The sequence below is a fragment of the Thiorhodococcus fuscus genome (assembly GCF_042682685.1).
In the GTDB taxonomy this organism is placed as follows: Bacteria; Pseudomonadota; Gammaproteobacteria; order Chromatiales; family Chromatiaceae; genus Imhoffiella; species Imhoffiella fuscus.
Map to the genome: position 1 here is coordinate 44,919 of NZ_JBHUHX010000036.1, position 25,474 is coordinate 70,392.

Annotated in this window: 24 protein-coding genes; 19 read left to right on the forward strand and 5 right to left on the reverse strand. The window is 61.3% G+C overall.

The features are described from left to right. Positions 1-50: 50 nt before the first annotated feature. From ACFSJC_RS13035 to glgB, 3 genes are read right to left on the reverse strand one after another with little or no spacing between them, the layout of a single operon-like run. Positions 51-503, reverse strand: coding sequence for a YaiI/YqxD family protein (locus tag ACFSJC_RS13035; protein ID WP_386027344.1), 453 nt, complete (start codon positions 501-503; stop codon positions 51-53). After that, entirely contained in the window at positions 464-835 is a 372-nt protein-coding gene (locus ACFSJC_RS13040; RefSeq protein WP_386027345.1) for a DUF2288 domain-containing protein, read from the reverse strand. The genes ACFSJC_RS13035 and ACFSJC_RS13040 overlap by 40 nt, the downstream gene beginning before the upstream one ends. Next, positions 822-3,098: a 1,4-alpha-glucan branching protein GlgB gene (glgB, locus tag ACFSJC_RS13045; RefSeq protein ID WP_386027346.1), complete on the reverse strand. Its 2,277-nt coding sequence runs from the start codon at positions 3,096-3,098 to the stop codon at positions 822-824. The genes ACFSJC_RS13040 and glgB overlap by 14 nt, the downstream gene beginning before the upstream one ends. A gap of 289 nt (positions 3,099-3,387) precedes the next feature. Here glgB and glgC point away from each other — a divergent pair, with 289 nt between their 5' ends. From glgC to ACFSJC_RS13080, 7 genes are all read left to right on the forward strand, one after another. After that, positions 3,388-4,659, forward strand: coding sequence for a glucose-1-phosphate adenylyltransferase (gene glgC, locus ACFSJC_RS13050; protein WP_386027347.1), 1,272 nt, complete (start codon positions 3,388-3,390; stop codon positions 4,657-4,659). A 66-nt stretch (positions 4,660-4,725) separates the two neighbouring features. Beyond that, positions 4,726-4,926: a sulfur carrier protein ThiS gene (gene thiS, locus ACFSJC_RS13055; RefSeq protein WP_386027349.1), complete on the forward strand. Its 201-nt coding sequence runs from the start codon at positions 4,726-4,728 to the stop codon at positions 4,924-4,926. Positions 4,927-5,002: 76 nt separating this feature from the next. Continuing rightward, positions 5,003-5,803, forward strand: coding sequence for a thiazole synthase (locus tag ACFSJC_RS13060; RefSeq protein WP_386027351.1), 801 nt, complete (start codon positions 5,003-5,005; stop codon positions 5,801-5,803). A gap of 27 nt (positions 5,804-5,830) precedes the next feature. After that, positions 5,831-6,562 (forward strand): tRNA (guanosine(46)-N7)-methyltransferase TrmB, encoded by a 732-nt coding sequence (trmB, locus tag ACFSJC_RS13065; protein ID WP_386027352.1) that lies wholly within the window; start codon positions 5,831-5,833, stop codon positions 6,560-6,562. Beyond that, on the forward strand, positions 6,562-7,167 hold the full coding sequence (locus ACFSJC_RS13070; protein WP_386027353.1) for an ABC transporter ATP-binding protein: 606 nt from the start codon (positions 6,562-6,564) through the stop codon (positions 7,165-7,167). Before trmB ends, ACFSJC_RS13070 begins: the two co-directional genes overlap by 1 nt. Further along, the gene (locus tag ACFSJC_RS13075) at positions 7,164-7,961 is read left to right on the forward strand and encodes an ABC transporter permease (protein WP_386027354.1); all 798 of its coding nucleotides are present in this window, start codon (positions 7,164-7,166) and stop codon (positions 7,959-7,961) included. The genes ACFSJC_RS13070 and ACFSJC_RS13075 overlap by 4 nt, the downstream gene beginning before the upstream one ends. A 252-nt stretch (positions 7,962-8,213) precedes the next feature. Then, the gene (locus ACFSJC_RS13080) at positions 8,214-9,641 is read left to right on the forward strand and encodes an FAD-dependent oxidoreductase (protein ID WP_386027355.1); all 1,428 of its coding nucleotides are present in this window, start codon (positions 8,214-8,216) and stop codon (positions 9,639-9,641) included. Positions 9,642-9,752: 111 nt separating this feature from the next. Here the strand turns inward: ACFSJC_RS13080 and hemE are convergent, their stop codons facing one another. Then, on the reverse strand, positions 9,753-10,817 hold the full coding sequence (hemE, locus tag ACFSJC_RS13085; RefSeq protein WP_386027356.1) for a uroporphyrinogen decarboxylase: 1,065 nt from the start codon (positions 10,815-10,817) through the stop codon (positions 9,753-9,755). 481 nt (positions 10,818-11,298) lie between these two features. On the opposite strand from hemE, the gene uvrD reads away from it, so the two are divergent. From uvrD to ACFSJC_RS13125, 8 genes are all read left to right on the forward strand, one after another. After that, positions 11,299-13,476, forward strand: a complete 2,178-nt coding sequence (uvrD, locus tag ACFSJC_RS13090) for a DNA helicase II (RefSeq protein WP_386027358.1) — start codon at positions 11,299-11,301, stop codon at positions 13,474-13,476. Between the two features lie 135 nt (positions 13,477-13,611). Then, positions 13,612-14,826: a 30S ribosomal protein S1 gene (locus tag ACFSJC_RS13095; RefSeq protein WP_386027359.1), complete on the forward strand. Its 1,215-nt coding sequence runs from the start codon at positions 13,612-13,614 to the stop codon at positions 14,824-14,826. Between the two features lie 62 nt (positions 14,827-14,888). Then, entirely contained in the window at positions 14,889-15,974 is a 1,086-nt protein-coding gene (locus tag ACFSJC_RS13100; RefSeq protein ID WP_386027360.1) for a TRAP transporter substrate-binding protein, read from the forward strand. After that, on the forward strand, positions 15,971-17,158 hold the full coding sequence (gene hemW, locus ACFSJC_RS13105; protein ID WP_386027361.1) for a radical SAM family heme chaperone HemW: 1,188 nt from the start codon (positions 15,971-15,973) through the stop codon (positions 17,156-17,158). Before ACFSJC_RS13100 ends, hemW begins: the two co-directional genes overlap by 4 nt. A 100-nt stretch (positions 17,159-17,258) precedes the next feature. Further along, positions 17,259-17,459 carry a 50S ribosomal protein L31 gene (rpmE, locus tag ACFSJC_RS13110; RefSeq protein WP_007042166.1) on the forward strand — a complete coding sequence of 67 codons (201 nt, stop codon included), beginning with the start codon at positions 17,259-17,261 and terminating at the stop codon, positions 17,457-17,459. 308 nt (positions 17,460-17,767) lie between these two features. After that, positions 17,768-19,030, forward strand: a complete 1,263-nt coding sequence (locus ACFSJC_RS13115) for a malic enzyme-like NAD(P)-binding protein (protein ID WP_386027363.1) — start codon at positions 17,768-17,770, stop codon at positions 19,028-19,030. Between the two features lie 111 nt (positions 19,031-19,141). Beyond that, a complete protein-coding gene (gene mdh, locus ACFSJC_RS13120; protein WP_386027365.1) occupies positions 19,142-20,074 on the forward strand; it encodes a malate dehydrogenase in 933 nt (310 codons plus the stop codon). Positions 20,075-20,175: 101 nt separating this feature from the next. Beyond that, the gene (locus ACFSJC_RS13125) at positions 20,176-21,471 is read left to right on the forward strand and encodes a citrate synthase (RefSeq protein WP_386027366.1); all 1,296 of its coding nucleotides are present in this window, start codon (positions 20,176-20,178) and stop codon (positions 21,469-21,471) included. Here ACFSJC_RS13125 and ACFSJC_RS13130 read toward each other — a convergent pair. Beyond that, positions 21,447-22,082, reverse strand: coding sequence for a hypothetical protein (locus ACFSJC_RS13130; RefSeq protein WP_386027368.1), 636 nt, complete (start codon positions 22,080-22,082; stop codon positions 21,447-21,449). The genes ACFSJC_RS13125 and ACFSJC_RS13130 overlap by 25 nt on opposite strands. A gap of 512 nt (positions 22,083-22,594) precedes the next feature. On the opposite strand from ACFSJC_RS13130, the gene ACFSJC_RS13135 reads away from it, so the two are divergent. The 4 genes from ACFSJC_RS13135 (at position 22,595) to ACFSJC_RS13150 (ending at position 25,443) form a co-directional block, all read left to right on the forward strand. Then, a complete protein-coding gene (locus ACFSJC_RS13135; RefSeq protein ID WP_386027370.1) occupies positions 22,595-23,668 on the forward strand; it encodes a pilus assembly protein PilM in 1,074 nt (357 codons plus the stop codon). After that, positions 23,669-24,241 (forward strand): PilN domain-containing protein, encoded by a 573-nt coding sequence (locus ACFSJC_RS13140; protein ID WP_386027371.1) that lies wholly within the window; start codon positions 23,669-23,671, stop codon positions 24,239-24,241. Between the two features lie 57 nt (positions 24,242-24,298). After that, positions 24,299-24,916: a type IV pilus inner membrane component PilO gene (locus ACFSJC_RS13145; RefSeq protein ID WP_386027372.1), complete on the forward strand. Its 618-nt coding sequence runs from the start codon at positions 24,299-24,301 to the stop codon at positions 24,914-24,916. Between the two features lie 74 nt (positions 24,917-24,990). Continuing rightward, positions 24,991-25,443, forward strand: a complete 453-nt coding sequence (locus ACFSJC_RS13150; RefSeq protein WP_386027419.1) for a pilus assembly protein PilP — start codon at positions 24,991-24,993, stop codon at positions 25,441-25,443. Positions 25,444-25,474: the final 31 nt, after the last annotated feature.

Sequence of the window (25,474 nt, forward strand, 5' to 3'; positions counted from 1 at the left end):
GACTCCTTTATCGAGGGCTAGCGATGGCTTGCGTCCAGGGCTCCAATTGGTCAATGAGCGCCCTGTTTGGCGAGAAATGCGTCCAGGGCATTGGCGAAGGCCTGCTTGTCGCGCGGCCCGAGGCTCGCCGGTCCACCGGTATCGACTCCGGTCGAGCGTAACGTTTCCATGAAATCGCGCATATTCAGGCGCTCGCGAATGTTCTCCCTGGTATAGATCTGTCCACGCGGATTCAAGGCGTGTCCACCCTTGGCGATGACCTCGGCGGCCAGAGGGATGTCCGCCGTGATGACCAGATCGCCCGCCTCCAGACGGCGGACGATCTCATTGTCGGCAACATCGAATCCGGCCGAGACCTGAATGGCGCGGATCAGACGCGACGGCGGAACGCTCATCGGCTGATTGGCGACCAGCGTCATGCCGATTCCGACACGCTCCACTGCACGGAAGAGGATGTCCTTGATTATCCTTGGACAGGCGTCTGCGTCGACCCAGATGTGCATCGCGTTTCCTGTACCAAAATCCAAGGCTTGACGACCACGGCCCAGAGGCTGGATTGAGACTCGAACCAGTTTCTGGCCTGATCGTCGCTGACGCGGGAGAGCGTGCCGCGCGTCATCTCGGCGTCGATGGCGGCGGCATCGTCCAGGGTGAACCGCAACGCCATCTCGACCAGATCCAGATCGTCATGCACCCAGATCACATAGCCCTGCGCAAAGAAGCGCTGAAGCTCGGACCAGGGGATGCGCGCCGTCTCCTGATTCAGCCGGACCCGCTGGAGTTCGAGCGGATCCACGTCCAGTTCGGACGCCAGTTCTGTCTCAATCGTCGACATCGGTCGGCTCCGCTGGGGTATCTGCGGCTTCGGCGGCATCCTCGGACGGGATCTCGTCCGTCTCGGTCTCCGAGGGTTCGTGGACCAGGATGATGCCGGCGAGCGGCGGGAGCGAGATCATCAGCGAATGCGGCCGCCCCATCCAGCTCACGGGCTCGGATTCGACACCGCCCTGATTGCCGACATTGCTGCCACCATAGATCTCGGCGTCCGAGTTGATGGCCTCGCGGTAGAAACCCGCCTCGGGAACGCCGATACGATAGTCGTTCCGAGGAACCGGTGTGAAATTGAACGCCGCCGCGACGATCTCTTTCCCGGACTGGGACTTGCGAATGTAGCTGAGCACGGACTGGGAGCTGTCGTGGCAATCGATCCATTCGAACCCCGAGGCATCGAAATCCACGTCGTGCAGCGGCACCTGCTCGCAATAGAGCCGGTTGAGATCGGCCACCAGGCGCTGCATGCCCTGATGCGGCGACCGCTCCAAGAGATCCCAGTCGAGCGATTCGTCGAACTTCCATTCCCGGCCCTGAGCGAACTCGCACCCCTGAAAGAGCAGCTTCTTGCCGGGATAGCTGAACATGAAGGTATAGAGCAGTCGCAGGGTGGCGAACTTTTGCCAGGCGTCGCCCGGCATCTTGTCGATCATGGATTTCTTGCCGTGCACCACCTCGTCGTGCGAGAAGGGCAGGACGAAGTTCTCGGTGAAGGCGTAGAGCAGCCCGAAGGTCAGCAGGTCGTGGTGGAAGTGGCGGTAGATGGGATCCTTCTGCATATAGGACAGGGTGTCGTGCATCCAGCCCATGTTCCATTTCATGCTGAAGCCGAGACCGCCGAGATAGGTCGGACGCGACACCGCCGGCCAGGCGGTCGATTCCTCGGCGACCATGAGGCTGCCAGGATGCTGCTCGTGGGTGACGCTGTTCAGCTCGCGGATGAAGTCCACGGCCTCCAGGTTTTCGTTACCGCCGTATTTGTTGGGGATCCACTCGCCCGGATTACGCGAATAGTCGAGATAGAGCATGGAGGCGACCGCATCCACCCGCAGCCCGTCGATGTGGAACTCGTCGAGCCAGTAGAGTGCGCTGGAGAGCAGGAAATTCTTCACCTCGTTGCGACCGAAGTTGAAGATGAGCGTCCCCCAGTCCTTGTGCTCGCCGAGACGCGGATCGGCATGCTCGTAGAGCGCAGTGCCGTCGAACCGGGCCAGGGCGTAGATATCCTTGGGAAAGTGCGCGGGCACCCAATCCAGAAGCACGCCGATACCCAGATGATGGAAATAATCGACGAAGAAGCGGAAGTCGTCGGGTGAACCGAAGCGGGCGGTCGGGGCGAAATAACCGGTGCACTGATAGCCCCAGGAGGCGTCGAGCGGATGCTCGGTGATGGGCAGCAGCTCGATATGGGTGAAGCCCATCTTGGTGACGTAGTCGCCGATCTCCTTGGCGAGGGTCCGGTAGTTGAGGAAACGACCGTCGGACGACTGGCGCCAGGAGCCGAGATGCACCTCGTAGACCGACATGGGTCGATGCTGCCAGTCGACCGTGGATCTTAGCCGCATCCATTCCTCGTCCGTCCAACGGAACTGGCTCTCGGGCGAGATCAGGCTGGCGGTCTGGGGACGCACCTGAAACGCCTGGGCATAGGGGTCGATCTTGACGTGGATGTTGGTGTGTTGATCGCGGATCTCGTATTTGTAGAATCCGCCGCGCTCCAGCCCTGGGATGAAGAGCTCCCAGACGCCATGACCGCCACGCACGCGCATGGGATGGGCGCGTCCGTCCCAGGCGTTGAAGTCGCCGACCACGCTGACGCGCTCGGCGTTGGGCGCCCAGACCGCGAACTGGATACCTGGAATGCCCTCGACCTCGGTCGCGTGCGATCCGAGCAGACGATAGGCATGCCAGTGGCGGCCCTCGCCGAACAGATGCAGATCGAAATCCGAGAGCTGTAGCGGAAAACAGTAGGGATCGTATGCGCGATGCGAGATCCCGCTCTTATCCTCCCATTCGACCTGATAACGGTCTGGAATCTGATCGGCCGCGCCCTCCCAGACGAAGAGGTCGGTCCCGTCGATTCGCTTCATGGGAGCCGCAGGTTCGACCAGGGTTACCCGTTCGGCGAGAGGCAGAAAGGCCCGCACGATCGCCCGGCCACCGTCCTCGTGTCGCCCCAACACTTCGAAGGGGTCATGGTGGCGCGCCTCGACGATGCGCAGCAGAGATTCGGGAAGCTTGGGTGAGGAGCCATGTGCGGTTGCCATGTCGTTCGTGTTCCTCTGGTATCAGGAAATCGGGTCGCCCAGGAATAGCCCTGGAGACCAGTCCTGGTGCGGACGGGGTGCGGCGACGCACCCTTACGGGCATGATGAATCCTAGACTGTTCGTTCACGCCCAGGGCGCGACGCGTAGCCAGGAAACCGTCGCCGATTCGAATCGAGATCGAGCCGCTCCAGGACTCCGAAGCTGGAATCTAGGAGGGTTGAAATGCGCTTGATGGTACCATACGGGCGCTCTCATATTTGCCGAAGCGTCAACTAGACAGGAGGATTTATGCCCCATACAAACCCCAGATTCATCAGTCGCCTGACGCGAAACACACTGGCGCTGATTCTGGCAGGGGGTCGGGGCTCCCGATTGAAGCACCTGACCGCCTGGCGCTCCAAACCAGCCGTTCCCTTCGGCGGTAAATTCAGGATCATCGATTTTCCTCTCTCCAACTGCATCAATTCGGGCATCCGCCGCATTGGCGTACTGACCCAGTACAAGGCCCACTCGCTCATTCTGCACATCCAGAAGGGGTGGGGATTCCTGCGCGGCGAATTCGGCGAGTTCGTCGAGCTGTGGCCGGCTCAGCAACGTGTCGCCGAAACGGCCTGGTATGCCGGTACCGCCGATGCCGTCTTTCAGAATCTGGATATTATCCGGGATCACGATCCTGACTACATCCTCGTGCTGGCTGGCGACCACATCTACAAGATGGACTACGGCGCCATGATCGCCTACCACGTCGAAAGTGGGGCCGACATGACCGTCGGTTGTCTGGAGGTCGACGTGGATCGGGCACGCGAGTTCGGCGTCATGTCCGTCGACGAGGAGGGTCGCGTGTGCCGCTTCGCCGAAAAACCGGAGAATCCAGAAACCATTCCCGGCTCGTCGGATCGCTGCCTGGCCTCGATGGGCATCTATGTCTTCAACAAGGGCTTCCTCTTCGAACAACTGTACAAGGACGCGGATACGTCCACCTCGAGCCACGACTTTGGTAAGGACATCATCCCTTCGGTCATCAAGCTCTATCGCGTGATGGCCCATACCTTCCGCGATCCCAAGAGCGGCGAACAGGCCTATTGGCGCGACGTGGGAACCCTAGACGCCTTCTGGGAGGCCAATCTCGAGCTGATCGGCATTACCCCGCCGCTCAACCTCTACGACAAGAACTGGCCGATCTGGACCTACCAGGAACAGTTGCCTCCGGCCAAGTTCGTCTTCGATGACGAGGATCGCCGCGGCATGGCGGTGGATTCCATGGTCTCGGGCGGTTGCGTCATCTCGGGCGCGACGGTCAGACATTCGCTGCTGTTCTCGAACGTTCGCGTGAATTCCTATGCCTATGTCGCCGACTCGGTCATCCTGCCGGACGTGGACATCGGGCGGAACTGCACCATTCGCAATGCGGTCCTAGACCGCTACTGCCAGGTCCCGGAAGGCACCGTTATCGGCATGGACCCAGAGGCCGACCGCAAGGCGGGCTTTTATGTCAGCGAAGGCGGCATCACATTGGTGACGCCGGAGATGTTGGGCCAGGATGCCAACCACGTCCGCTGACGCCCTATCCGCATTCTGAGCGCGGGCCGCCCACGCGGCCCGACTCGCAGTACGACCGGAGTCGAGATGAACATCCTTCTCAACGGAGAACAGAGAGAGATCGCCGAGGGCAGCCTCATGTCGGACCTCCTGGAGCAACTGGCGCTCGGCGGCCAGCGGTTCGCGGTGGAGGTCAACGCCGAATTGGTCCCACGCAGCCGCTTCGCCGAGCATCGGCTCAATCCCGAGGACAAGGTGGAGATCATCCAAGCGGTCGGCGGAGGCTGATCTCTCCCGAAGGGTCCATGCTTGCGGTCCTCTTCATCCCCCCTCATTGCACAGTCAACACCAGCGCAGGAACTCCATGTCTCAAGACAACCAGATCACCGACCCGCTCCTGATCGCGGGCCGCGAATACCGCTCGCGTCTCCTGGTCGGCACGGGCAAATACAAGGATATGGACGAGACGTCCCGGGCCATCGAGGCCAGCGGGGCCGAGATCGTCACCGTGGCCGTGCGGCGCACCAACCTGGGCCAGAATCCGGGCGAACCCAACATCCTCGACGTGCTCTCGCCCGATCGCTACACCATTCTGCCCAACACGGCCGGCTGCTACGACGCCGAAACCGCCGTGCGCACCTGCAAACTGGCGCGCGAGCTGCTCGACGGCCATAAGCTGGTCAAGCTGGAGGTCCTGGGCGACGAGAAGACGCTGTTCCCGGACATCATGGCCACGCTCAAGGCGGCGGAGGAGCTGGTCAAGGACGGCTTCGACGTCATGGTCTACACCAACGACGATCCCATCGTGGCGCGCGAGCTGGAGTCCATGGGCTGTGTCGCCGTGATGCCCCTGGCCGCGCCGATCGGCTCGGGCCTCGGCATTCGCAATCCGCTCAACATCCTGACCATCGTCGAGAACGCCAAGGTCCCGGTGCTGGTCGACGCCGGCGTGGGCACGGCGTCCGACGCCGCCGAGGCGATGGAGCTGGGCTGCGACGGCGTGCTCATGAACACGGCCATTGCGGCGGCCAAAAATCCCGTGCTGATGGCCAGCGCCATGCGCAAGGGGATCGAAGCCGGGCGCGAGGCATTCCTCGCCGGACGCATGCCGGCCAAGCGCTTCGCCTCGGCCTCCTCGCCGATCGAGGGGCTGTTCTTCCGATGATCGCACCTCGCATCGTCCCCGTCATCCATGCAGTCCGATGAACCGACCGTGAATCCCTCTCAACCACCACACAGCCCCTCGCGTCTGCGCGCCATCCGCAGCTTCGTACTGCGCGAGGGGCGCCTCACCAGCGCCCAGGAGCGCGCCTTCGCGGAACTCTGGCCGCGCTTCGGCCTGGACTGGCGAGCGGATCAACGACTCGATTTCGCCGACCTGTTCGGTAACGCACGCCCCGTCGTACTGGAGATCGGCTTCGGCAACGGCGAGTCGCTGGCCCAGATGGCCGAGCAGGATCCCGAGCGCAACTGGCTCGGCATCGAGGTCCATCGACCGGGCGTCGGTCATCTGCTGCTCGAAATCGAGCGGCTCGGACTGACCAACCTGCGCGTCATGCGCCACGACGCCGTCGAGGTGCTGACCCACTCGATCCCGGAGTCCAGCCTGGACGCGGTCCAGCTGTTCTTCCCCGATCCCTGGCCCAAGCGCAAGCACCACAAGCGGCGCATCCTCTCGCCCGAACTGGTCGAGCTTCTGTCCAGACGCATCCGTCCAGGGGGCATCTTCCATGCCGCGACCGACTGGGAGCCCTATGCCGAGCAGATGCTGGAGATCCTGGAATCGGCGCGGGAGACCTTCGTCAATAGCGCCGGTCCCGGACGCTACGCGCCCCGCCCCGAGTCGCGTCCGCTGACCAAATTCGAGCAACGCGGCGAGCGGCTCGGCCACCCCGTCCACGACCTCGTCTATCGACGGCTCTGATGACCGCCCTGCGCATCGACGGGATCCGCCATCGCGTTCTGTCCCCCGTCGATCTGACGCTGATTCAAGGCGAGCAGGTCTTTCTCTCCGGTCCCTCGGGCTCGGGCAAGAGCCTGTTGCTGCGCGCCATCGCCGACCTGGATCCGAACGAGGGCGAGGTCTGGCTGGGCGATGAGGCGCGCTCGTCCATGCCGGCCCCGCTCTGGCGACGCCGTGTCGGGCTGCTGCCGGCCGAGTCCTTCTGGTGGGCCGAGACCGTCGGCGAGCATCTGCCCGAGGACGCGCGTGGGATCACCGACTTTCTGGAGCGGCTCGGTTTCGAGGCAGGAGTGCTCGGCTGGTCGATCTCCCGACTCTCGACCGGCGAGCGCCAGCGGCTCGCGCTCGTCCGTCTTCTGGCGCAACGCCCCGAAGCCCTGCTGCTCGACGAGGCAACCGCCAACCTGGATCCGACCAATCGCGACCGCGTCGAGTCGCTGATCGCTCGGTATCGAGAGACCGATGCCGCCAGCGTGCTCTGGGTCAGTCATGACCCGGAACAGCGCCAACGGCTCGGCGGCCGCTCCTTCATGATTCGCGACGGACGTCTGGAGCCCGAGTCATGACCATGATCCATCTGACGCCCTGGGACTTGGCGCTCGCGGCGGCACTGGTGCTGCTGCTGGCCGGCATGTCCTGGTGGCTGCGCCTGGGAGTCGAGCGGCGCATCCTGATCGCCGCCGCGCGCAGTACGATTCAGCTCATGCTCGTCGGACTGGTACTGAAGATTCTCTTCAGCCAGACCCATCTGGCACTCATTGGTCTCATGTCCATGGTGATGCTGTCGGCAGCGGGCTTCGAGGTGATGCAGCGTCAGAAACGACGCTATCGCGGGATCTGGAGCTATGGAATCGGCGCCTTCTCGATGTTCCTCTCCTCCTTCACCGTCATCTTTCTGGCCCTCACGGTCGTCATCCGGGTCGATCCCTGGTTCGAACCTCAGTATCTGATTCCACTCCTCGGCATGATGCTGGGCAATACCATGAATGGGGTGGCGATCGCGCTCGACAGCCTCACACGCCAGGCCTGGGAGGCTCGCGGACAGATCGAGGCCAGACTGCTGGCCGGGGGGAGCTGGGAGCGGGCGATCGAGGATATCCGCCGCGACGCGCTACGCTCGGGCCTCATCCCCATCGTCAATGCAATGGGAACCGCCGGATTGGTCAGCCTCCCCGGCATGATGACCGGCCAGATCCTGGCCGGCAGCCCTCCGTTGGAGGCGGCCAAGTATCAGTTGCTGATTATGTTCTTGCTGTCGGGCGGGACCGGACTCGGTTCGGTCGCGGCGGTCTGGCTCGGTTCCAAACGTCTGTTCGATCGACGCGAACGACTGCGGCTGGACCGGCTTCGGATCGCGTAACACCCATGTTCGGCTGCCAGCGACCATACATATTTCACGGCAATCGCCGCACCGAGGTCTCCGTCCACCCCGGCTGCGCCCGCCAGGCATCAGGCGTGAAGCGATTTCAATGCCTGAATAATTGACTAAATCAATCTATTAAATCCGTATCCCCGCATTCTCTCTATGCTCCATATGGGCTAGTGTGATGCATTGTTGCGCCGCACAAGCACTGCTGCGATCGGCATTAGGCCGTTCTAAGGAGACAGAAAGATGCCCGCTTCGACTCACTACGATGTCCTCATCGTCGGTGCCGGTGTCACCGGCACGGCCCTGCTCTACGAATTGGCCAAGTTCACCGACCTCAACCGACTCTGTCTGGTCGAGAAGTACGACAGTGTCGCCAAGGTCAATTCACACGCCCACAGCAACAGCCAGACCATCCACTGTGGCGACATCGAGACCAACTACACCCTGGAAAAGGCCAGGGCGGTCAAACGCACCGCCTACATGGTGATCAACTACGCGACCAAATTGGCGCCCAGCGAGCGCGATGGCATCGTTCACGCGATGCCCAAGATGCTGCTCGGCGTCGGTCGCGACGAATGTCAGCTCATTCGCCAACGCTACGAGACCTTCAAGGACCTCTTTCCGCGCATGCAGCTGCTCGAACGCGAGCAGATCGCCGAGCTGGAACCCAATGTGGCCCTGACGAACGGGAACTGGCGCAATGAGGAGATCGTTGCGACAGGAACCCCGAACGACTATTGCGCGGTCGATTTTCAGGCCCTGGCACAGTCGTTCTCGCAGGCCTGTACGCGTATGGATCGCACCAACGGCAAGCAGATCAGCCAGCTCTTCTCGACCAAGGTCGACTGGATTCGCAAGGAGAACGACCTCTACGTTCTCTCGACCAATCGAGGTCTGCTACAGGCGCGCGCCGTGGTCGTCTGTGCAGGCGGACATTCGTTGCTGATGGCCCAGGCGATGGGCCTGGGTTTGAACTATTCCTGCCTGCCGGTCGCCGGGTCCTTCTATTTCGCCCCGGAGGCCCTGAACGGCAAGGTCTATACGGTACAGAACCCCAACCTGCCCTTCGCTGCGGTACATGGCGATCACGACGTCAAGGAGCGCGGCAAGACCCGCTTCGGACCCACCGCGCTCATGCTGCCCATGCTCGAACGCTACGACCGCTCATCGATCGCCGAATTCTTCAAGGTGCTGCGCTTCGATCGACGGGTCGCGGCCGTGCTCTGGGATCAGATCAAGGTTCCCGACATCCGCCGTTACATCCTGCGCAACTTTCTCTACGAGGTCCCCAAGCTCAACCGCCATCTGTTCGTGAAGGAGATCCGCAAGATCGTCCCCTCGATCTCGGTGTCGGATATCAGTTACGCCGAGGGATTCGGGGGCATCCGTCCACAGCTGATCGACAAGGAGGCCAAGAAGCTGCGCATGGGCGAGGCCAAGATCACCGATGGAGCGGGCATCATCTTCAACATGACCCCCTCCCCCGGCGGCACCAGCTGTCTCGGCAGCGGAGAGGCGGATATGCGCGCCATCGCCCGCTATCTTGGTGCGCACATCGACGAGGCCGCCTTCGAGCGCGAAATGCTGATGGGGCTCGAAGACACCCGTGGCACTGAAACCCGGATCGCCGCGAGCACGATCGACAGAGCCCAGGCGGCCACGGCGGTCTGATCCGTTCGAGACCGACCAATACAGGAACGAAAAAAGGGGTCGCAAGGACCCCTTTTTTCGTTCCTGGCGGCGTGACTCCCAACGAGGAGACTGCCGCCTTTCCGATCCAGATCAAGCGTGATAGGGCCGGCTCAACTCATGGACGGCCGCAACCATCGCAGCCGGAATCTCCGGATCCACGTCGGGGGTGATGCCATGCCCGAGGTTGAAGACATGGCCGGGGCCCTTTCCGTAGCTCGCCAGCACGCGCGCGACCTCCTCCCGGACGCGCTCGGGTGAGGCGTACAGCGTGCAGGGATCCATATTGCCCTGCAGCGCCACCCGATCCTCCACCATGCGACGGGCGTCAGCGAGATCGGTCGTCCAGTCGAGACCGAGCGCGTCACAGCCTGTCTTGGACATATCGCCCAGCCACTGACCACCGTTCTTGGTGAAGAGAATCACCGGAACCTTGCGTCCCTCCGCCTCGCGGGTCAGGCCCTCGACGATACGCTGCATGTAGGCCAGCGAGAACTCACGATAGTGGGCCGGCGCCAATGAGCCACCCCAAGTATCGAAGATCATGGTAGCCTGCGCGCCCCGGGCGACCTGAGCGTTGAGATATGCGGTCACCGCATCCGCCGTCTTGGCAAGCAAGGCATGCAGCAAATCCGGGCGATCAAACATCATGCCCTTGATTTTTGAGAAGTTCTTGGAACCTCCACCTTCCACCATGTAGGTGGCCAGAGTCCAAGGGCTACCCGAGAACCCGATGAGAGGCACCCGACCGTTCAGCTCGCGGCGAATGGTCGAGACCGCATCCATGACATATTTCAACTCGCCTTCCGGATCGGGCACGACGATCCGTTCCACATCCGCCTGCGTGCGTACAGGACGCTCGAAGTGCGGACCTTCGCCTTCCGCGAAGTAGAGACCCAGACCCATGGCGTCGGGCACCGTGAGGATGTCCGAGAACAGGATGGCGGCATCCAGCGGATAGCGCTCAAGCGGTTGCAGAGTGACCTCACAGGCAAGCTCAGGATTCTTGCACAGATCCATGAAGCTCCCGGCCTTGGCTCGGGTCGCGCGGTATTCGGGGAGATATCGGCCTGCCTGGCGCATCATCCAAACCGGCGTGTAATCGACTGGTTCGCGCATCAAGGCGCGGAGAAAGGTGTCATTGGTCAGTTGCGTCATGAAGCAGTGCCCGAAATGTGTGTAGTGAAAAGACCCGAATGGTCGAGTCGAGCCGCGCATTCTACTACGGGGCCGCTGTTTCGGGCGCGGATCGGGCCGAAAGGGACATAGCGCCTCCCCTCTTCTTCCGAACGAACATCCTGCCTTATTCAAAATCAACGACTTAGGTCGTTGATTGCGTTGTTTACAAATCTGTTATCAAGCCTGTAGATATCTTGTGGGTAACTTGCACGCTTAATTCTATCCACGGCTTACCCACAGGATTAGTGGTTATTTTATGTCACATAACCCTATGTTCGAGATGTAAAAAAATGAATTTACGAGTTATCCACAGGGCTTATTATTACAAATTTAAGGCTTAAATTAATTATAAGAACCGGTCCTTTGAGCACATTACAACCTCCGTTTCACCGAGCCAAATTTCCAGGCGACGGAAGCAGATCGGTTAGGGCTCCGCCGCAGAGATTGCTAGAATCCGCCGATGGACGTTTCTCCTCTCCTCGATTCACTCAACGAACCCCAACGCCAGGCGGTTTCCGCCAGTTCGGGCAATCTCCTGGTCCTGGCCGGTGCCGGTTCGGGAAAGACCCGGGTCCTGGTCCATCGCATCGCCTGGTTGCTTCAGGTCGAGCAGGTACCTCAATGGAGCGTGCTGGCGGTGACCTTCACCAATAAGGCGGCGCGCGAGATGCGCGGTCGGATTGAAGAGATGCTCGGCACCCCGGTTGGGGGCATGTGGGTGGGGACCTTTCATGGCCTGACACATCGCTTCCTGCGCGCGCACTGGCAAGACGCCAAGTTGCCGCAGCATTTCCAGATCATGGATTCGGACGATCAGTTCAGATCGATCAAGCGCATCCTGAAGGCGATGCAGCTCGACGAGTCGCGCTGGCCGCCACGCCAGGTTCAGGGCTTCATCAATAAGCAGAAGGACGAGGGTCTGAGACCGGCCCACCTGGATCCGGCCGGTGACTTCTTCATGGAGAAGATGGTCGAGGTCTATCGCCAATACGAAACCGCACGGATCCAGGCTGGCCTCTTGGATTTCGCCGACCTGCTGCTGACCTCGCTCGAACTGCTGCGCGATCGGCCGGATATCCGGCATCACTATCAGCAGCGTTTTCGTCACATCCTCGTCGACGAGTTCCAGGACACCAACGCGATCCAGTACGCCTGGCTCCGATTGCTCTCGGGGGACAACGACAATCTCTTCGCCGTGGGCGACGACGACCAGTCCATCTACGGCTGGCGCGGCGCACGGGTGGAGAACATCCAATCCTTCCAGAAGGACTATCCCACTACGCAGACGGTGCGTCTGGAACAGAATTACCGCTCGACCGGGAACATTCTCGCCGCAGCCAATGCGCTGATCGCGAACAATCCGAACCGCTTGGGTAAGAATCTCTGGACCGACGGCTTAAAGGGCGAGCCGATCCGTCGCTATACCGCCTTCAACGAGGTGGACGAGGCTCGGTTCGTCGTCGAGCGGATCCGACGCTTCGTGCAGAGCGAGGGCATACGGCGCGATGCGTGCGCGATCCTCTACCGCACGACGGCCCAGTCGCGACTCTTCGAGGAATCGCTGATGCAGGCCGGCATCCCCTATCGGGTCTATGGCGGGCTGCGCTTCTTCGAACGCGCCGAGATCCGTGATGCCTTGGCCTATCTGCGGCTCGTCGCCAATCCCAACGACGACGTGGCCTTCGAGCGGGTGGTGAATACCCCGACCCGTGGCATCGGCGAACGCACGCTGGAGATCGTCCGCCAGCAGTCGCGCGAATCGCACGTCTCGCTGTGGAAGTCGGCCCAGGATCTGATTCGTGCGGGCGGACTCGGGCCGCGCGCGAGCGGCGCCTTGCGCCAGTTCATCGATCTGATCCAGGGGCAGCGTCAGGCCAGCGAGGACATGGATCTGGCCGCAACCGCCAATACCCTGATCGAGGCGACCGGGCTTCGAGAGTTCTATCTCAAGAACAAGGACGGCAAGGGCCAGGACCGGGTCGAGAACCTGGAACAGCTGGTCGATACGGTCGGCCGATTCGAGCAGGACCTGGATCAGGAGGAAGGCGATCCGCTGGGTGCCTTCCTCGCCCATGCCGCCCTGGAAGCGGGCGAGACACAGGCCGACGCGAACGAGGACAGCGTCCAGCTCATGACGCTGCATAGCGCCAAGGGATTGGAGTTTCCCGTCGTCTTTCTGGTCGGGCTCGAAGAGGGCCTCTTTCCGCACAGTCTGTCGGCGGAGGATCCCGAGCGGCTCGAAGAGGAGCGGCGTCTCTGCTACGTCGGCATGACTCGTGCCATGCGGCAACTCTTCGTCACCCATGCCGAGAGCCGTCGTCTCTATGGGCGCGAGGACTACCCGGCTCCCTCGCGTTTCCTGCGCGAGTTGCCCGCCAATCTGCTGGAGGAGGTCCGTGCCGCTGGCGTGGCTCGACGCAATCCGGCACCTGCCGCCAAGCTGGCCGGTCAGCCCGGCGCAGCCGCAGCGGGTGGCTTCCAGCTCGGTCAGCGCGTCCGTCATCCCAAGTTCGGCGAGGGCGTGGTCCTCAACAGCGAGGGCAGCGGGACCAATGCTCGGATCCAGGTCAATTTTCAGAATGCCGGAGCCAAGTGGCTGGTGCTCGCCTATGCTCGATTGGAGTCCGCCAGCGTTTGATGAACGCGTTTTACTGAAGGCGGTGCAGGATTCCGCCCGACACTTCATTGGATCCCGATCGATGCGCGGCCCTGTTCGTGGGCGAATCGATCGAGGATTTTTTCGATCAACAACCCTGCGGCGTTCGCCTAAATCATGTCCAACCCTGAAAATTTCGAAGATTTACTGAAAGAATTCGACCAAACCCATCCAGGCTCACAGCAGGCCGAACCGGCTCCGGGCGACAAGGTGCGTGGCGCGTTGATCGCGATCGGCGAGGACTATGCCTTCGTGAACCTCGGCGCCAAATCGGAAGGTCGGATCGACCTCTCTGAGCTCAAGGATGCCGAGGGCGAACTCAAGTATGGGGTCGGCGACGAGATCGAGACCCTGGTGACCGGCAAGGATGAGGAGAGCGGCATGCTGCTGCTCGGCAATCAGCACGGACACAAGTTCCACGGCATTCATGAGGTCGAGCAGGCGTTTCGTCAGGGATTGCCCGTGCAAGGGAACGTCAGCGCGGCCGTCAAGGGTGGGCTGGAGGTTCTCATCGCCGGGGTGCGGGCCTTCTGCCCCGCCTCTCAGGCGGATCTGCGCTTCATCGAGGATTTGAGCGAATTCGTCGGCCAGAAGCTGGACTTCAAGGTCACCAAATTCGAGGGCGGACGCCGGCCCAATCTGGTCGTCTCGCGTCGCGCGTTGCTTGAGGAACAGCAGCAGATCCTGGCCGAGCAGACACGCGCCCAGCTCAAGGAAGGGGTCGTCATGTCCGGGGTGATCACCTCGCTGAAAGACTATGGCGCCTTCGTCGATCTCGGCGGTCTGGAAGGTATGATCCATATCAGCGAGCTGGCCTTCGGTCACGTCAGACACCCCAAGGAGATCTTGCAGGTTGGCCAGACGGTCGAGGTCAGCGTGCTGCGGATCGAACCGGCGACCGATGCCAAGAAGCGCGAAAAGATCGCGCTCTCCATTCGCGCCTTGAGCCGAGATCCTTGGCTCGACGCGGTGGATTCATTCCCGGTCGGAACTCGGGTCAAGGGCAAGGTCTCGCGTTTGCAGACCTTTGGTGCCTTCGTCGAGCTGGCACCCGGTATCGACGGACTGGTCCATATCAGCGAGCTGGGCGCCGGACGTCGCGTCAATCATCCGAGCGAGGTGCTCAATCCGGGCGACGAGGTGTTGGCCACGGTTCTCGGCGTCGACCTCGAACGTCACCGTATCAGCCTGAGCCTCGATGAAAATCGAGAGCCGGGCGAGGTGCAGGAGTCTATCGCTGCGTCGGTCCGCAAGACTCAGGAGCCGGCGCCCGAAAAGACGCTCGGCAGCTTCGGCGAGTTGCTGAAGGAAAGCCTGCGGCAACAGCGTTGATCGATGCGATTTGAGCGATCCCAGTGCGTGGACGCTCGGATCGCGGTGTCTGGGGACGCGAGATGCGACGCCGTGATTTCATCCGAGGAATGGGGGCCGGTTCCCTGACCCTGGGAGCTGCGGCAACCAGCGTGGGCGCGTCCCTCGGCAAGCCGCAGTTCAATTGGACGATGGTCACCACCTGGCCGACGAATTTCCCCGGCCTCGGTACGGGGGCCAATCGGCTGGCCGAGAGCATCGTCGCGATGAGTGGCGGACGGATCGCGATCCGTGTCCATGGGGCGGGCGATCTGGTGCCGACCTATGGCGTGTTCGAGGCGGTATCCAAGGGCGCGGCGGACATGGGGCATGGGTCCGCCATCTACTGGAAGGACAGGAGCCCCGCGATTCCCTTCTTCTCCAGCATTCCATTCGGGATGTCGGCCTCTCAGGCCAATGGCTGGCTCTACCATGGCGGCGGCCTAGATCTCTGGACGGAGGTCTACGACCCATTCGGCCTCATTCCAATGCCGGTCGGCAATACGGGCGTCCAGATGGGCGGATGGTTCAACAAGGAGATCCGAACGGTCGCCGATCTCGACGGGTTGAAGATGCGTATCCCTGGGTTGGGCGCCGAGGTATTGGCCCGCGCTGGCGGACGCCCCGTCGATCTTCCCGGCGAGGCGTTGCTCGGTGCCCTGCAGGACGGTTCGCTCGATGCCGCAGAATGGGTTGGTCCCTACAATGATCTGGCCTTTGGGCTCTACAAGGCTGCCAAATATTATTACTACCCGAGTTGGCAGGAGCCGGCCACCGTCATGGAGGCCATTATCAACCGACGCAGTTACGAGGCGCTGTCGCCCGATCTCCAGGCGATCGTCGTGCATGCCTGCAAGGCAGCGAATCAGGATATGCTGGCCGAGTACAGTGCTCGGAATCCGGTTGCGCTACAGACGCTGGTGAGCCGGTTCGGGGTCGAGGTGAGACGTTTCCCGGACGCCGTCATCGACAGGCTTCGCGCGCTGTCCGCGAAGGTCTTGGAGGAACGCGTCGCCAAGGACGAGCTTGCCGCGCGGGTGCATGCCTCCTATCGCAAGTTCCAGATCCAATCGCTGGAGTGGGCTGCGATCGACGATGCGACCCGCAGCATGAGGAACGGTCTTCTGTGACCATTTCGGATTCAGGCCTGATTCGGGAGCTTCCGCCGCTCGCGCTCTATGTCCATATCCCCTGGTGTCTGCGCAAATGTCCCTACTGCGACTTCAATTCGCATGCGGCGGGCCGCAATCCCCCCTTCGAACTCTATGTGGATCGGCTGCTCGCCGATCTCGATTGGGAACTCGAAGGCTTGTCCGATTCACGTCGTCTGGCGTCCATCTTCATCGGTGGGGGAACGCCAAGCCTGTTGCCGGGGCAACTGGTTCAGCGTCTGCTGGAGGGGGTTCGAGCGCGAATCGCATTGGACGAAGCGGTCGAGATCACACTGGAGGCGAATCCTGGCACTACGGATGCCGCCCATTTCGCCCGCTACGGCGAGGCGGGCGTCAACCGACTGTCCATCGGTGTCCAGAGTCTGTCTGCCGTTCAGTTGAACCGACTCGGACGCATCCACGATCCACGACAGGCCAGGGACACGGTTGCCGTGGCACGCCGAGCGGGCTTTCGCAACCTCAATCTGGATATGATGTTCGCCCTGCCAGATCAGGGGCTCGCCGAGGCCGCAGCCGACCTGGAGGCCCTGATCGACCTGGGTCCCGATCACATCTCCTACTACCAGCTGACCCTTGAGCCCCATACGGGATTCCATGCGGACCCACCGCCACTACCGGATCCGGATCTTGCGGCCGACATGGCGGAGCAGGGAGCCGAGCGTCTCGAAACGGCAGGGTTCGGACGCTACGAGGTCTCCGCCTATGCCCAGCCGGGAAAACGCTGCCGCCACAACCTGAACTATTGGGAGTTCGGCGACTATCTGGGGATCGGGGCCGGCGCCCATGGCAAGATTTCGCGGCGATCGAGCGACGATCTCGCGATCCGACGCAACGCGAAGATCTCAGACCCTCGACGCTATTTGGATGCGACGCCAGACGCCATGCTTGCGTCTGAGCGCGAACTCTCGGAAGCGGATCGTATCTTCGAATTTGCGCTCAATGCCTTTCGTCTCACTCAGGGGTTTCCGCATGCGCTGTTTGCCCAGCGAACCGGGATTGGATGGGCGCGATTGGCTCCATCAATGGAAGAGGCGGTTAGTAAAGATCTGGTCGAAGACGACTCGGACAGGATTCGTCCAACCCCCTTGGGACGCGCTTTCCTCGATGATCTCATCGAGCTCTTTGCGCCCGGTATGCAGTAAGTCGCACGAAAAAGTCAATAGGGAGTTGCAGACAGGTGCCGGGGGTGGTAGCTTTGCGCGTTTTACAAGAATTCCACAGCCCAAGTGGCAAAAGGTCATCATGAAAGAAGGCATCCACCCGCAATATTCCGAGGTGAAGGTGGTCTGCAGCTGCGGTAACGAGTTCACGACTTGTTCCACCAAGGCTGAAGGCATGCATGTGGAGGTTTGCTCCGCGTGCCACCCCTTTTACACCGGTAAGCAAAAGGTCTTGGACACCGCTGGTCGCGTCGACAAATTCCGTCGCAAGTACGCCCGCTAACCCAGCCGGCGGACAGCACCTCGGCAGGACATGCGGCGGTTCCGTTTCGTCGGAGCCCCGCGCATAGACTGGCGATAGAATCGCCCGCCCCAATACGCACGTCGTCTTGGGTCCATCCTCAGTGGAGCGCCATCGTTTGACTCGCCGAATCCGGTGAGCGGATGATCGGAGCCTGCTGAGTTTTGCGTGCGCGAAAGATCCTGTACCGAACCCCAGGGTTTCGCAGCACGCCAAATGGATGAACCCTTCGTACCCGATCGCGCGCCGGTCAGCCGGCGATTGCCCGAGCATCATCAACGGAGATCACCGTGACCGATCCTGAGAGTTTTGCCCACCCAGACGCCGATTTGAACCGCCAGGCATTGGTCTATCACGCCGAGCCTCGCCCCGGTAAGACGGGTATCGCGGTCACCAAGCCGGCGGAGACCCAACGGGATCTGTCGCTCGCATACACGCCTGGCGTAGCCGAGCCCGTGCGTCAGATCCATGCGGATCCGCAGAATGCCTATCGCTACACCAACAAGGGCAATCTGGTTGCGGTCATCACCGACGGAACGGCGGTGCTCGGGTTGGGCGATGTCGGCGGACTCGCCGGTAAGCCGGTGATGGAAGGAAAGGCCGTGCTCTTCAAGCACTTCGCCGATATCGATTGCTTCGACATCGAGGTCCACGCGAAGCGTCCGCAGGAGTTCATCGAAACCGTGATGCGCATCGCCCCGACCTTCGGTGGCATCAATCTCGAGGACATCGCCGCTCCGCACTGTTTCGAGATCGAGCAGGCACTGATCGAGCAGCTCGATATCCCCGTATTCCACGACGATCAGCACGGCACGGCGATCATCATCGCAGCGGGCCTGTTGAATGCGCTCGAACTTCAGGGCAAGTCGATCGAAGAGGCGCGCATCGTGGTATTGGGCGCTGGAGCGGCCGGAATCGCGGCCATTCGATTGTTGATGAGCCTGGGCGCGCATCGCAACAACATCTTCTGTATCGACCGCCAGGGCGTCATTCATCTGGGACGCAAGGATCTCAATCCCTACAAATTCGGGGTCGCGGCCGACACCGAGAAGCGCACCCTCGCGGATGCGATGGACGGTGCCGATGTCTTCATCGGCGTTTCCGGCCCGGATCTGGTCACGGCCGAGATGCTGGCCTCCATGGCGCCACGTCCGGTGGTCTTCGCACTTTCCAATCCAGTGCCCGAGATCCGCCCGGATGTGGCCAAGTCGGTTCGCGACGATTTGATCATGGCCACGGGCCGATCCGATTATCCGAATCAGATCAATAATGTGCTGGGCTTCCCCTTCATCTTTCGCGGTGCCCTGGACGTGCGCGCCTCGCGCATCAACGAGGATATGCAGATTGCTGCGGTCGAGGCGCTACGCGCACTCGCGCACGAGCCCGTTCCGGCCGAGGTGCTGGCCGCATACGGGATCACGGAGCTGGGTTTCGGGCCGGACTACATTATTCCGAAACCCTTCGATCCGCGTCTGCGCGAGCGGGTGCCAAGCGCCGTTTCGCGTGCCGCCGTCGCCAGCGGTGTTGCCCGGATCCCGTACTCCGGCGCATGATCCGCCCCACGTAAAATAGGACTCGGGGTCGTCGCCGACCTCCGCAAGCGCAGCAAGATAGGCCCCGGGGTTTCCTTGGCTGTCATTCATCAGAACCGGAGAAACAGCGACGTGAAGAAGATCACCATCGTAGGCGCTGGCCGGGTCGGAGAGACAACGGCCCAGATTCTGGCGGAAGAGGAACTCTGCCGCGAGGTTGCGCTCTTCGACGTGCGCGAGGATGTCCCCGAGGGGATCGCGCTCGATATCGTCCAGACCGCCCCATTCTTCGAGTTCGACTGCGCGGTACATGGGAGCAACGATCCCCGCATCCTGAAGGATTCGGATCTGGTCATTGTCACGGCCGGTTTTCCGCGCAAGCCGGGCATGTCGCGCGCGGACGTGTTGGAAAGCAACGTCCGCGTCATCGACGAGGTCACCGACCACATCCTGGCCTATGCCCCCGAAACCATGGTGCTCATGGTCTCGAATCCGGTCGATACTCTGACCTATCGGGTTGCTCAGCGCACGGGCTGGAGCCGCAATCGGGTGTTCGGCCAAGCCGGGGTGCTCGATGCCTCGCGGATGGCGAGTTTCATCGCTCAGGAGACGGGCTTCTCTGCCAGGGATATCACCACCATGGTGCTTGGCGGTCACGGCGACACCATGGTGCCGGTTCCGCGTTTCTGCACCATCAACGGGGTCCCTCTTTCCTATTTTCTGCCCGAGGATCGCGTCGAGGCGATCATGGAGCGTACCCGCAAGGGCGGCGCCGAGATTCTTGCGCTACGCAAGAATTCGAGCGCCTACGACGCGCCCGGCGCAGCGGTCGCCGCCATGGTCGATGCCATCGTCAACAATCGGCGGCGTCTGCTGCCCTGTGTCGCCCTGTTGGAAGGGGAATATGGCGAGGCGGATATCGCCATGGGGGTTCCCTGCGTCCTCGGCGAAAAGGGTGTGGAATCGATCCTCGAACTCGAACTGAACGAACGCGAGCAGGCCGACTTCACCCAATCGGCCTCGGCCGTGCGCTCCGAGATCGAGCGTTTGCGCGACATCCGATGACTCGCCAGCCGGCGCACATCAGACTCGAAACCCAAAACTACTAGCTGCCGCGCAGGTGCATGTGCGTGTGCATCTCCGCCAGCGTGGCCAGGAGCGAGCTTATGTCGAACGAAACCATTACGATCACCAACAATGCCACAGGAGAGCAGCACGAATTCCCGCTGAGGGCCGGAACCCTGGGGCCGATGTCGGTCGACATCTCGTCGCTTTACAAAGAGACGGGCATCTTCACCTACGATCCGGGCTTCATGTCCACGGCGAGTTGCAACAGCGCCATTACCTATATCGATGGTGAGGAGGGAATCCTGCTCTATCGGGGATATCCGATCGAGCAGCTGGCGACCAAGGCGAGCTTCCTCGAAGTCGCCTATCTCCTGATCTATGGAGACCTGCCGGACGAAAAGGCGCTAGTCGGGTTCGAGCATCTCATTACCCGACACACCATGCTCAACGAGAACCTGAAGAATTTCCTCAACGGGTTCCATTACGATGCCCATCCGATGGCGATGCTGGTCGGCGTGGTCGGCTCGCTCTCCGCCTTCTATCACGACTCGTTGAGCGTCAACGATCCGCGCCATCGCGAGATCTCGGCGCATCGCCTCATCGCCAAGCTGCCGACGATCGCGGCCGTCGCCTACAAGCACAGCATTGGCGAACCCATCATGTATCCGCGCAACGATCTGCGTTACTGCGCGAATTTCTTGCACATGATGTTCGCCACCCCCTGCGAGGACTACAAACCGGGCCTGATCGCCGAGAAGGCGATGAATCTGCTCTTCATTCTCCATGCCGATCACGAGCAGAACGCCAGCACCTCCACCGTCCGTCTGGCTGGCAGTTCCGGGGCCAATCCGTTCGCCTGTATCGCGGCGGGAATCGCCTCATTGTGGGGACCGGCCCACGGCGGCGCCAACGAGGCCGTTCTCGACATGTTGCTGGAGATCGGCGACGTCAAGAACGTGCAGCGCTACATCGAGAAGGCCAAGGACAAGGACGACCCCTTCCGTCTGATGGGCTTCGGGCACCGGGTCTACAAGAATTACGATCCGCGGGCCAAGATCATCCGCGAGGTCTGCCACCAGGTGCTCGACGAACTCGCCGATGCCAACAATCCCCTGTTCGAATTGGCGATGAAGCTGGAGGAAATCGCGCTCAGCGACGAGTATTTCGTCGAGCGCAAGCTGTATCCGAACGTCGACTTCTATTCAGGCATCATCTATCAGGCGCTCGGCATTCCGCGCAATATGTTCACGGTCATGTTCGCCGTCGCGCGTACCGTTGGCTGGGTCTCTCACTGGCTGGAGATGATGTCCGATTCCAACAACCGCATCGGTCGGCCCAGACAGATCTATCGCGGACCGACGCAACGGGACTATTTGCCGATCTCGAAGCGATAGGCCGAGTCGGGCTCGTCGAGCATCCGAATCACCTCTTCACGGGTGGCCCCGCGTTGGGGCCGCTCGGTGATCGGATCAAGCGGCGGATGCCGTTGAGCGCGCCAGGGTAGAATGGCCAGCTCGAATGGGATGTCGCCGGCCATGAAGCGAAAGACCGGATGCGCGCAACGCGATCCGCCGGGATAGCGGAAGGTGCGCTCGCCCTCCTGCCAGGGAATCTGTTGCTCCATCAGGGCAAACAGCACATCCTCGGGTCGATCCGCGAAGAGAAAGAGTTCGACGCCCATCTGCGGGTCCGCCGTTCCTGCCAGTACCGCTCCCACCAGACGAGGGGAAAAGGCATCGAATACCCGCATGGCCTCGATGGCCTGGGTGCGCAGATCGCGCGTCGCACGCGTCTGGCTGGAATTCAGAAAGAGCCGTCGCTGGGTCACGACCGCCTCGTGAACCGCTTCGTTGGATGGCCAATTGCGCCGATCCAGAATACCCGTGCGTTCGGCGGCCTTGCGCCGCGCGCGGTCGAAATCGGACAGGCCCTGCTCGATCATGATGCGCGCGGCCTCGTAGGCCAGGCGTTCCTTTAAGGCACTGGAGCGATCACGTCCGGACATGGGCTTCTCCCGAGCGTTGACGAGGCGATCAGGCCATCATGATACCCGAGACGCGGTATCGGATGAGGCGTCTATTCGATCGCAAACCAGGCGTCTTCTCATCGCGATTTGCGGCCATTCTCGGATGTGACGGCTTTCCGGTCGCCCCTTATGCCAGGGTTATGCCAGAGTACTAGCACTCAGCGTGCTCTATATGGATATAATGCCCGGGGTTTCTAGCAAGGCGGCCTGTCTGTGGGCGCTGCTTCACGTCTTCGCCAGTTTCGATAGCGATGCTGGATTCACAAACCCTTCGGCATCCTAATGTGCCCTGTCTCGGCGGCTGTTTGGACTAAGCATTCGGCGCCGTGCTTGATAGATCTTCGTCGGGTTGGCGAAGGGAGGCTTTGACGGACGGATCTTCGCAAGAGCCATTCCTTTGCGCGCAAAGTCCGTCAGATTTGTTATCTTTGGAGCCGGCATGGAAATTCAGGTCACTCACTCGGCGACGGATATCACCCAGCGAGATCACTATGTTTGGCCTCACTCAGCGCAATAAGCCCCTTCTTGGAATCGACATCAGCTCGACCGCGATCAAATTGATCGAGCTGTCCCTGACATCAAGCTCATCGTCGAAGCATTACCGCGTCGAGCATTACGCCATCGAGCCGCTGAGTCCGAACGCGGTTTCCGAGCAAAAGATCGCCGATCCCGACGCCGTTGGGCAGAGCCTTCGCAAGGCCTTGTCGAAGTCGAAATCCAAGACGAAACGCGCGGCCGTCGCGGTGGCCGGGTCTGCCGTTATCACCAAGACGATCAGCTTGTCCGCCAGTCTCAGTGAAGAGGAGATGGATACCCAGATCCAACTCGAGGCGGACCAGTACATCCCGTTCCCCCTCGAAGAGGTCAATCTCGATTTCGACCTGATCGGTCCCACCAAGAATGCACCTGACATGGTCGACGTGCTCATCGCCGCGTCGCGTCGCGAGAACGTGGACGATCGGGTCAGCGCGCTGGAACTTGCCGGACTCACCGCCGCCGTTGTGGACGTCGAGGCCTATGCCATGGAGAACGCCTGTTCCCTGCTGTTGCGAAACCGGCATGACGAATTGGCGGACAAGACCATCGCAGTCGCGGACGTGGGTGCCGCGACGACCACGCTGCACGTATTGAGCCAAGGGCAGATCATCTACACACGCGAGCAAAACTTCGGCGGCCAGCAGCTTCGCGATGAGGTTCAACGCCGTTACGGGCTTTCGCGCGAGGAGGCCATGCGGAAAATCCTCGACGGCGACGTCGCGGACGACTACGAGGATGGGGTTCTACAGCCCTTCAAGGAGGCATTGGCGCAGCAGATCGGTCGTGCGCTGCAGTTCTTCTACTCGGGTACCACCTTTAGCCGGGTGGATCAGATTTTGTTGGCGGGCGGCCCGGCGAGCATCCGCAAGATCGACGTCCTGATCGAGGAACGACTGAAGGTACCGACCATGGTCGCCAATCCATTCGGTCAGATGTCGTTGTCTCCCAGCATCAAATCCCAGGAACTCATGCGAGAGGCACCCGGAATGATGGTCGCGGTCGGGTTGGCCTTGCGAGGATTCGACTAAATGGCTCGCATCAATCTCCTTCCCTGGCGCGAAGCGGCCCGTCAGCAAAGACGCAAGGATTTTCTGACCGCACTGGTTGCCGCGCTGCTCATCAGTCTCGGTGGCATCATCCTGGTCCATATGAATTTCGAGTCCAGGATCAGCTACCAGCAAGAGCGCAATCAGCTGCTCAATCTTGAAATCGCCTCGCTGAACCGACGCATTGCTGAAATACAGAGCCTTCAGAAGACCAAGGAGGCGCTTTTGGCGCGCATGGAAATCATCCAGCGACTACAGAAGAGTCGTCCGGAGATCGTGCGCCTTTTCGACGAACTGGTCACGGCGATCCCTGAAGGGGTCTATCTCACCAAGGTCGAACAGCAAGGGCGCTCCATCGTCGTCGAGGGACGCGCGCAATCCAATGCGCGCGTTTCGGCCTTCATGGGCAAAATCGAGCAATCGCGCTGGATCGGCAATCCGCGACTCATGTTGATCGAAAACAAGGATAAGACGGGAACGGGTCTCAGCCATTTCCGCCTTTCGTTCGATCAAACCACTCCCGCCGAGGGCACCGGAACGGACAAGAAGGCGTAGGTCGCCACCGCCGATTGTTCATTCGGCAGACTCAGGTAAACCTCAAGGGATCTGGTGATGGATCTTAACGAACTGAACGAACTCGATCTTGACAGCTTCGGCGAGTGGCCGACCCCGGTCAAGGCGATCGCCATTCTTCTTGCCTGCGCTCTGGTTGGTGGACTCGGCTATTACCTGGATACCAAGGATCAGCTTCTGAGGCTCGAACAGGAACGCAATACCGAGGTCGACCTTCGTCGAACCTTCGAGAAGAAGCAGGAGCAAGCGGCGAACCTCAACGCCTACAAAAATCAGCTTGCGGAGATGAAAGAGTCCTTCGGGGCGATGCTGCGTCAGCTGCCGAACAAAACGGAGGTCGGCTCGCTCCTGGTCGAGGTGTCCCAGACCGGACTGGCCAACGGCCTCGAGTTCGAACTTTTCCAGCCCGACAATGAGCTGAAGCAGGATTTCTACGCGGAGCTGCCGATCCGCATTCGTGTGAACGGCACCTATCACGACTTCGGACGTTTCGTCAGTGGGCTCGCCGCCCTACCTCGTATCGTCACCGTGCACGATGTGCAGATCGCCGATGCCGGCAAGGGATCGCAAACCGGACAGGGTCAGAAGGAAACGAAACTGAATCTGCAGGCGACGCTGAAGACCTATCGCTATCTGGATGAGGAGGCGGCCCAATGAAACGGCGCCAGGACCCGAGGTTTGCGCTCTGCCTGCTTCCTGTCGTCTTCTTGGCTGGATGCGTGAGTCACGACATGACGGACCTTGAGGGCTACGTGGCACGGGTGAAGTCGAAACCGCCCGGAGCGATCGAGCCCTTGCCCGAGATACAGCCAATCGACGTCTACGTCTATGAACCGGGCGATCGGCGCGACCCCTTTACCCCGGACGAAGAAACCGAGCCGACGCAGCAGGCGATCGCCGACAATGGTCTTGCCCCGGATCCGATGCGGCGCAAGGAGGAGTTGGAAACGCATCCGCTGGATTCGCTCCGGATGGTCGGTACCCTGGACCTGGACGACGTGCGCTGGGCCCTTGTCCGAACCAAAGATGGCATTCTCCACCGCGTGAAGGTAGGCAATTATCTCGGCATGAATAACGGACAGATCACGAGTATCAGCGACGACCAGATCCAATTGACTGAGATCGTTTCCGATGCGCCTGGCCAATGGCGCGAACGCTCGGCCACGATTGCGCTGACCCAATAATCGGTGGAGGGAAGACGGCGATGAAGAGCGC

Coding starts and splice junctions, on each gene's coding strand:
- glgC (WP_386027347.1), top strand. CDS start 3,388: ATGCCCCATACAAACCCCAGATTCATCAGTCGCCTGACGCGAAACACA.
- thiS (WP_386027349.1), top strand. CDS start 4,726: ATGAACATCCTTCTCAACGGAGAACAGAGAGAGATCGCCGAGGGCAGC.
- ACFSJC_RS13095 (WP_386027359.1), top strand. CDS start 13,612: ATGTCCAACCCTGAAAATTTCGAAGATTTACTGAAAGAATTCGACCAA.
- ACFSJC_RS13100 (WP_386027360.1), top strand. CDS start 14,889: ATGCGACGCCGTGATTTCATCCGAGGAATGGGGGCCGGTTCCCTGACC.
- uvrD (WP_386027358.1), top strand. CDS start 11,299: ATGGACGTTTCTCCTCTCCTCGATTCACTCAACGAACCCCAACGCCAG.
- ACFSJC_RS13130 (WP_386027368.1), bottom strand. CDS start 22,082: ATGTCCGGACGTGATCGCTCCAGTGCCTTAAAGGAACGCCTGGCCTAC.
- ACFSJC_RS13140 (WP_386027371.1), top strand. CDS start 23,669: ATGGCTCGCATCAATCTCCTTCCCTGGCGCGAAGCGGCCCGTCAGCAA.
- rpmE (WP_007042166.1), top strand. CDS start 17,259: ATGAAAGAAGGCATCCACCCGCAATATTCCGAGGTGAAGGTGGTCTGC.
- trmB (WP_386027352.1), top strand. CDS start 5,831: ATGCAGTCCGATGAACCGACCGTGAATCCCTCTCAACCACCACACAGC.
- ACFSJC_RS13125 (WP_386027366.1), top strand. CDS start 20,176: ATGTCGAACGAAACCATTACGATCACCAACAATGCCACAGGAGAGCAG.
- glgB (WP_386027346.1), bottom strand. CDS start 3,098: ATGGCAACCGCACATGGCTCCTCACCCAAGCTTCCCGAATCTCTGCTG.
- ACFSJC_RS13135 (WP_386027370.1), top strand. CDS start 22,595: ATGTTTGGCCTCACTCAGCGCAATAAGCCCCTTCTTGGAATCGACATC.
- ACFSJC_RS13070 (WP_386027353.1), top strand. CDS start 6,562: ATGACCGCCCTGCGCATCGACGGGATCCGCCATCGCGTTCTGTCCCCC.
- ACFSJC_RS13150 (WP_386027419.1), top strand. CDS start 24,991: ATGACGGACCTTGAGGGCTACGTGGCACGGGTGAAGTCGAAACCGCCC.
- hemE (WP_386027356.1), bottom strand. CDS start 10,817: ATGACGCAACTGACCAATGACACCTTTCTCCGCGCCTTGATGCGCGAA.
- ACFSJC_RS13035 (WP_386027344.1), bottom strand. CDS start 503: ATGCACATCTGGGTCGACGCAGACGCCTGTCCAAGGATAATCAAGGAC.
- ACFSJC_RS13060 (WP_386027351.1), top strand. CDS start 5,003: ATGTCTCAAGACAACCAGATCACCGACCCGCTCCTGATCGCGGGCCGC.
- ACFSJC_RS13080 (WP_386027355.1), top strand. CDS start 8,214: ATGCCCGCTTCGACTCACTACGATGTCCTCATCGTCGGTGCCGGTGTC.
- ACFSJC_RS13075 (WP_386027354.1), top strand. CDS start 7,164: ATGACCATGATCCATCTGACGCCCTGGGACTTGGCGCTCGCGGCGGCA.
- ACFSJC_RS13040 (WP_386027345.1), bottom strand. CDS start 835: ATGTCGACGATTGAGACAGAACTGGCGTCCGAACTGGACGTGGATCCG.
- ACFSJC_RS13145 (WP_386027372.1), top strand. CDS start 24,299: ATGGATCTTAACGAACTGAACGAACTCGATCTTGACAGCTTCGGCGAG.